This window comes from Winogradskyella sp. (genome assembly GCF_016744625.1).
Lineage (GTDB): Bacteria > Bacteroidota > Bacteroidia > Flavobacteriales > Flavobacteriaceae > Winogradskyella.
In genome coordinates this window covers 121371-128494 of record NZ_JADGDZ010000001.1, presented here as the reverse complement: position 1 = coordinate 128494, position 7124 = coordinate 121371, and the positions used below count along the sequence as shown (strand labels likewise).

Here is a 7124-nt window from a genome sequence, read left to right as displayed (position 1 = left end):
AATATATACTTTTGGCTTAACATTTGTAATGGGATTAATGTTAACATAACATACGCTAAATGAAAAATTTAAAACTAATTCTAATAATTTTATTTGTTTTCGCATTTATTAATGTACATGCTCAAGAAAAGAAGAAATTTAAAATTAACACAGTAGCCTTCTATAATTTAGAGAATTTATTTGACAGTATAAATGATCCAACAAAATATGATGAAGCAAGTCCTATAATGGAAATGAGCGCATCTAATAGAGGTGAAGTTTATAAAAAGAAGGTTCGCAATATGGCAAGAGTAGTTGCCGATATTGGATTTGATGACACTAAAAATACTCCTGCGATTATTGGCGTTTCAGAAGTTGAAAATAGAGAGGTGCTTGTAGATTTGGTAAATGACCCACAATTATTAAATAAGGATTATGGCATTATTCATTACGATTCTCCGGATAAAAGAGGAATAGATGTTGCTTTATTATTTCAAAAATCACTTTTTAAGCCTATAACGACTAGTTCTCACGAATTACTTATCTATGATGATTTATCTAGGGAACGTGTGTTTACAAGAAATCAGTTATTAGTTACTGGAGAGTTAGAGGGAGATTTAATTCATGTTATTGTTAATCACTGGCCATCTCGAAGTGGCGGTGAGGCAAGAAGTAGATCTAAAAGAGTTGGAGCAGCAAAACTGAATAAACGCATTATAGATTCATTACAATCAATAGATCCTTATGCTAAGATTTTTACTATGGGAGATTTAAATGATAATCCAACCAACGCAAGTGTTAAAGAGGTTTTAAAAGCAGAAAGAAAAATAAAAAAAGTAGGATTTAAAGGAATTTATAATCCGATGGAGGAATTTTTTAAAAAGGGCTTAGGTTCTAATGCCTATAGAGATGCCTGGAGTTTGTTTGATCAGATTTTAATGACACAACCACTTTTGGAAAAAGATTATTCTTCATTTAGATTTTATAAAGCAGGTATATATAATAAAGCGTATTTAACTAATAAACGCGGAAGATACAAAGGTTATCCTTTTAGAAGTTTTGCAAATGGTAACTTTACCAATGGCTTTAGTGATCACTTTCCTGTATATGTTTATTTAATTAAAGAAGTGAAAGAAAAGAAGACTAAAACAGAAAATTAAGAATCTGTTTAGAGTATAAAAAAAGCGTTTAGAATTATTTCTAAACGCTTTTTTAATTTATTACAACCAGAGATTCCAAGGAATTTTAGCTAATACTAAAACTAATGCGATAGTATAAAAAATTGCTAGTATCTTAAATTTTGGTTTAGACACGAGCTTCTTTTTGTGTTTAGAGTAGCCAATTGTCACTAAAGTTACAGCGATTATCATTGTTAATGGATGCTCAATAATATTAGAGCGTAGTAAAGAGTTTTTCATTACCTCGCCCATACCACCAACTTCATTTATGGTTGTAAAATAATCTTTAGTGAAAAACAAGATGATTCCCAATAACAATTGAATGTGCATTGTAATTAAAGCAAACAACGAAATTCTAAAATCTTTTGCATCAAATTCTTTGTCTCCAAAAAATTTAATGAGGGCATTTCCTGTTGCTAAAACCAAAACCACTAACACTAAATAAGCCCAATATGAATGTAAAAATTGCATCATCTTTATAATTTGATTAATTAATTTATTGAGGCAAAAGTAAGGATTTGAAGGTGAATGTTATCACTCCGAAATAGTAATTTTATGTTTCAGTTCATTACCAAGTTCATCCATAACCGTAATCATATGCTCTCCAGAGCTTGGTAAAACAGCCATATCATGTATGTCTTTTGTGCTACCAATAAATTGATTGTCAATATACCAGTAGAGTTCTAACTCTGGTTTTGAGTGCGCTACTTTTAAGACTAAATCGTTAGTGTTACCATCAAAATTTTTAGGTAGAAAAATAGTGCTTTGTTGATTTGGATAGATAAATTCCATTGAAATCCCTGAAGCTTCAGCACAGTCACCTCTATACGGAGGCAAAGCCTTATAAAATGGATTCTTTGTTTTAAAATAATAAGCTTGTAAAGGTGGTAAAACAAACCAAGGTTTATTATTAATATTAGAAAATGCTTCGCAAGATGAGTTTACTTGATAACGTTCAGATGTATCTAAATGTACCAATTGATGAAACGGACAAGGCTCTGTTTTCTGTCCACTTACTTGAATATATCGTAGTTCAGTATTATCGCAAATTGAAGAGGCTCTATAACCACTTTTTTTGCAAATATTAACTTCTAGCATTTCATCATAAGGTTTAGCAAACCATTCACTTTTGGGTAATACATCAAACACATCAAAAAGAATAGGCGCTGCAGTTTGTACACCAACTAAACCAGGTCGTCCTTCACCATCTGCATTACCAACCCAAACACCAACTACATAATCTTTTGTTGTACCAATTGCCCATGCGTCTCTAAACCCAAAACTGGTTCCTGTTTTCCATGCAATTTCTTGAGAAGAATCGTAAAACCCCCAACTTTCATCACTTTCTGGACGATTCACTTGTTTCATACTTTCAAAAGTGAGATAGATAGAAGCAGCATCAAAAACTGTTTTCTCATTAGTTAGTTTTCCGAAGTCAATAGATTGCTTTGAGTTATAAATTGGTTGACAAAACTCATTCGTAAAATACTGACTCGAATTAGCATTAAAATGATTTAAAGTCGAAGCCATAGCTGAATAGCTTTTGCATAAGTCCCAAAGGTTACTCTCAGCTCCACCAAGTACTAAAGACAAGCCATAATGATTGGCATTGTATTTTAAATCTTTTAATTGGAGTTGTTTTAAATAGTGATAAAATCGATCTAAACCAAAGTCTTGAAGCATTCGCACAGCAGGAACATTAAGAGAACGAGATAAAGCTTCATTTGCAAATACAGCTCCGTCGTAGGACTTGTTGAAATTTTCGGGTTGATAACTCCCAAATTGTGTTGGCACATCTGCAACTAAAGTATTTGGCAATAAATCACCAGCATCTAACATTGAAGCATATAAAAACGGTTTTAGAATACTACCAGTACTTCTAGGCTTATCTATAATATCTACGCTTTTTTGATGCGCATTATCAGTTGGTGAATTGCCTATATAGGTCAAAACTTCTCTCGTATTTACATCTAAAACTAATACAGAGATATTATAAATTTCATTTTGCTTCAATAGGTTATAATGCTGTTTTACAATAGCGTTTGTTTGTTCTTGTAGTGATACCTTAATTGTGGTTTTAATGCGTTCGCCTTTATTTTTTCTGGCGATTTTCTGAAGCAAATGAGGCGCGATTTGAGGTAATGGATATGGTTTTTGTGGTAAGCCTTCAATTATAGACAAATCATAAGTGAGTTCATCGATTGTGCCATTTTCAAACAACTTTTTTAATAAACGATTGCGTTTGTTTAATAATCGTTTTTGGTTTTTTCCAGGATAAATTAAACTTGGGGCATTTGGCAATACAGCTAAAGTTGCACTTTCTGCCCAAGATAAATCAGAAGCATTTCTATTAAAATACCTCCAAGATGCTGCATCAATTCCGACAACATTACCACCAAATGGTGCGTGACTAGCATATAGATTTAGAATATCATCTTTTGATAATCTAAATTCTAATCGTGTTGCCAAAATCAGTTCTTTAAATTTTTCAAAATAAGTTCTCGATTGTCCTTTTCGAGATAACCGAATGACTTGTTGCGTTATCGTACTTCCGCCACGTTTTACAGAACCAGAACTTAGGTTGCCTTTTAAAGCTTTAAAAATTGAAATCGGATTAAAACCAGGATGTTTGTAAAAGTATTCGTCTTCAAACTGAAGAATACAAGTCTTAAATTTATCTGGTACACTATCACTCGCCGGAAATCTCCATTGACCATCTTTTGCAATTAGTGCACCTAAAAGTTTATCAGAATTACTTGTAATAACCGTTGCTGTAGGATCTTTAAATAATTGCTGAGGTAAACAGAAATAATAGATTAACAATAGTATTGCTAGAATAGCAGACTTTATTTTGTTTCGTTTTATGTAGTTGGTTATTTGCACTTAGAATATATACTTTCAGCGTAGCCCTTTTAGATGTTTAGTTAAGACAATTTTAATATTTATTCTTGAAGCATAAAATTTTATTGCTGCTTTGTTATATTTGTTGGAAAGCACATTGGTTACTTGTTTATGGATTTATTAAATAAAATAATTATTAATTTTTGCCCTACTGGAATGATTCCAACTAAGGCTCATACACCATTTGTTCCAATTTCACCTTCAGAAATTATTGAACAAACGCATCAGGCATATGAAGTAGGAATAACTATAGCTCATTTACATGCAAGAGAAGATAATGGAGTGCCAACACATAGGAGTAGCGTATACACTAAGATTTTTGAAGGAGTACGGAAATATTGTCCAGACTTGATAATATGTGGAAGTACATCTGGTAGAAATGTGTCAGAATTTGAAAAAAGATCAGAGATAATAGAATTAATGCCTGATATGTGCTCACTAACATTATCATCACTAAATTTTATTAAAAATGCATCTGTAAATAATCCTGATATGATTATTAAACTTGCTGAAAAAATGAAGGCATATGGTGTAATTCCTGAATTAGAATGTTTTGGGTTAGGAATGATTAATTATGGGAAATACCTTATTGAAAAGAACATAATTGAAGGTCCATACTATTGGAATTTATTATTTGGTAATATCTCAGGTATGCAAGCAGATTTAACAACTATATCTACGGCATTGCAACAAATACCTAAAAATAGTAAAGTTGTTTTTGCAGGTTTAGGTGTTAATCAACTTAAAGTTAATAGTCTTGCTATCTCACAGAGCTATGGTGTTAGAGTTGGGTTAGAGGATAATATTTGGTATGACACTAAGAAGACACAAAAAGCAACTAATATTCAGTTACTGAAAAGAATACATCAATTGATTGAAATTAATGAGAAAGAGTTTAAAACGCCATTAAGTTTGAGAAATGAAGGGTTTGGCAACAAATTAAATGTAAATACTCATGTCTAATAATAAACTCACGATTTTAGGATTTAGCGAACCTGTATTAACTATGATTTTTGATAATCTTGAGTCGCTTAATTGGTTTCCTCAAATTGAGATTGTTAATAATTTACAAATAGAACCTCGTCACGCATATATCAACAATAAATTTGATACTACTATTGTTTCATCAATGCCAGAGAAAACAGATTTGTTGTTTCTGGGTGTTAATAAAGCAATAAATAAACAGAAAGTGTCTAAATTGTTTTTAGAACACTGGTCTAAGATGACAAATGTTATAAACAAGTCAGTTGAAATATCATCAACAGTAAATATGGGGTTTGGATGTATGATAAATAGTCATGTCTCAATTGCTGGGCAAACTAAAATAGGGAATTATGTAACCATTAATAGAAATGCTTCTGTCGGTCATCATTCTAATTTAGGTGATTATGTTACTGTAAATCCTGGAGCTCATATTGCAGGGTTTGTAACAATAGGAAAAGGGACAACTATAGGTATGGGAGCTTATATTATTGATGGTATTGAAATTGGGAAAAATGTTATTATCGGAGCAGGAGCTTTAGTAACAAAAAATATTGAAAGCAATGTTGTAGCCTATGGTAATCCATGTAAAGTAATTAGAAAAAACGAGAATTAACTTCAATAAATTGAGAATAGTACATTTTGCATTTGATGAAAAGGTAATACCATTAACTCATGGGTTGTATGAAGAAGCTTTTCCAGGAAGTAACACATGGAAAATATATCAGCCTGTAAAACAGCTTCAAAGATTTACAAATAATTTGAATAACATAAGTGTTATATATGATAATTATTTTGAGTCTGAAGAATTACAAGAAGAGATAAAAAATGTTGATTGTATTGTTATTCATTATTTGTTTCCTGTTTATGAAAAAGTTTTAAGAGATGCATTGCCACAAACACTAATAGTATGGCATTCTTGGGGAGGAGATTATGCAAACATTATTGCTCCCTTTACAAATAAAGTAACTTTACCATATTCTAAAATCATAGAAGTATTTTCTAAAACATTGAGTTTTTTTGATGCAAAAACGAAATTAAAATCTAAATTAAAAAGATTTAATAAAATAATTTCCACTAGTTCTAAAGACAAAAATTTTCCATATAATAGAATAGACGTAGTCTCAATTCAAAAAGAGCTTTACCCTATTTTATTAAAAGCTATTCCTAAATTAACTGCTAAGCATCTTTATCTAAACTCATATACTTTAGAAGATACATTTAATGTTGGTTCTAAAAGTTTTTCTGGGAATAATATTTTATTGGGTAACTCTGCATATGCATCGAATAACCATCTTGAGGCTATTTTATTATTAAGAAAATTAAATTTCAAAGACATAAAAGTTGTTATTCCACTTAGTTATGGAAGTAAAATATATGCTAAAATCATAAAAAACTTTAGTGTCTTTTTTTTAGGAAGAAATAAGGTTGATGCACTTATGGATTTTCTTTCTTTAGAAGCGTACTATAAAAAAATAGAATCGTGTGGGTTTGTTATCATGAATCATACTCGTCAACAAGCGAGAGGTAATATAAATACTGTATTATACAAAGGTGCAAAAGTGTTTTTAAGGAAAGAAAATCCGATTTATATACAATGTAAAAAACTAGGTATTCATATTTTTTCAATACAAGATTTAACAGGGAATACATATAATTTAATACCCTTGACGAGTTTGCAAATCGCTGAGAATAAACAAATTATTTCCGAACAATGGAGGCGGTCTACAGCTATTAAATTAATTAAAAAACTACAAAAATTTACTAAAGAAAAACAAGAAGAAATTTATAAGTAGATTTTTGCTTAACAATTTATGATGTTGCTTATAGTATTTACTTGTTCTTGTAAATTGATGCTCACAGTAGTCTTTATACGTTTCTTACTATTTATTGTTTCTTGCGACTCTTTTAATAAACGATTCTATCTATCTAACATACTTTTTTTGATTTTTTATAGGACAAATTAAGCTAGGTGTATTTGGTAATACAGACAAAGTAGCACTTTCTGCTTAAGATAAGTCAGAAGCATTTCTCTTAAAACACCTTATTAACCTATACATGTACTATGCAAACGGGTTTTTTATG

Annotated in this window: 6 protein-coding genes; 4 read left to right on the top strand and 2 right to left on the bottom strand. The window is 30.7% G+C overall.

Annotated features, from left to right (window positions below; all coding sequences use genetic code 11):
• Positions 1-59 precede the first annotated feature (59 nt).
• A complete protein-coding gene (locus tag QZZ53_RS00520) occupies positions 60-1139 on the top strand; it encodes an endonuclease/exonuclease/phosphatase family protein (RefSeq protein WP_296380330.1) in 1080 nt (359 codons plus the stop codon).
• 60 nt (positions 1140-1199) lie between these two features.
• Here QZZ53_RS00520 and QZZ53_RS00515 read toward each other — a convergent pair whose 3' ends face one another.
• Together QZZ53_RS00515 and pbpC are read right to left on the bottom strand one after the other, a co-directional pair.
• Positions 1200-1631, bottom strand: a complete 432-nt coding sequence (locus tag QZZ53_RS00515) for a hypothetical protein (RefSeq protein ID WP_296380328.1) — start codon at positions 1629-1631, stop codon at positions 1200-1202.
• A 60-nt stretch (positions 1632-1691) separates the two neighbouring features.
• Positions 1692-4040 carry a penicillin-binding protein 1C gene (pbpC, locus tag QZZ53_RS00510; protein WP_296380325.1) on the bottom strand — a complete coding sequence of 783 codons (2349 nt, stop codon included), beginning with the start codon at positions 4038-4040 and terminating at the stop codon, positions 1692-1694.
• Between the two features lie 129 nt (positions 4041-4169).
• Between pbpC and QZZ53_RS00505 the strand changes: the two genes are divergently transcribed.
• The 3 genes from QZZ53_RS00505 to QZZ53_RS00495 are packed head-to-tail and all read left to right on the top strand — an operon-like array spanning position 4170 to position 6835.
• Positions 4170-5021 carry a 3-keto-5-aminohexanoate cleavage protein gene (locus QZZ53_RS00505; protein ID WP_296380323.1) on the top strand — a complete coding sequence of 284 codons (852 nt, stop codon included), beginning with the start codon at positions 4170-4172 and terminating at the stop codon, positions 5019-5021.
• Positions 5014-5655, top strand: coding sequence for an acetyltransferase (locus QZZ53_RS00500; protein ID WP_296380321.1), 642 nt, complete (start codon positions 5014-5016; stop codon positions 5653-5655). Before QZZ53_RS00505 ends, QZZ53_RS00500 begins: the two co-directional genes overlap by 8 nt.
• Before the next feature lie 10 nt (positions 5656-5665).
• Positions 5666-6835, top strand: a complete 1170-nt coding sequence (locus QZZ53_RS00495; RefSeq protein ID WP_296380319.1) for a TDP-N-acetylfucosamine:lipid II N-acetylfucosaminyltransferase — start codon at positions 5666-5668, stop codon at positions 6833-6835.
• Positions 6836-7124 lie beyond the last annotated feature (289 nt).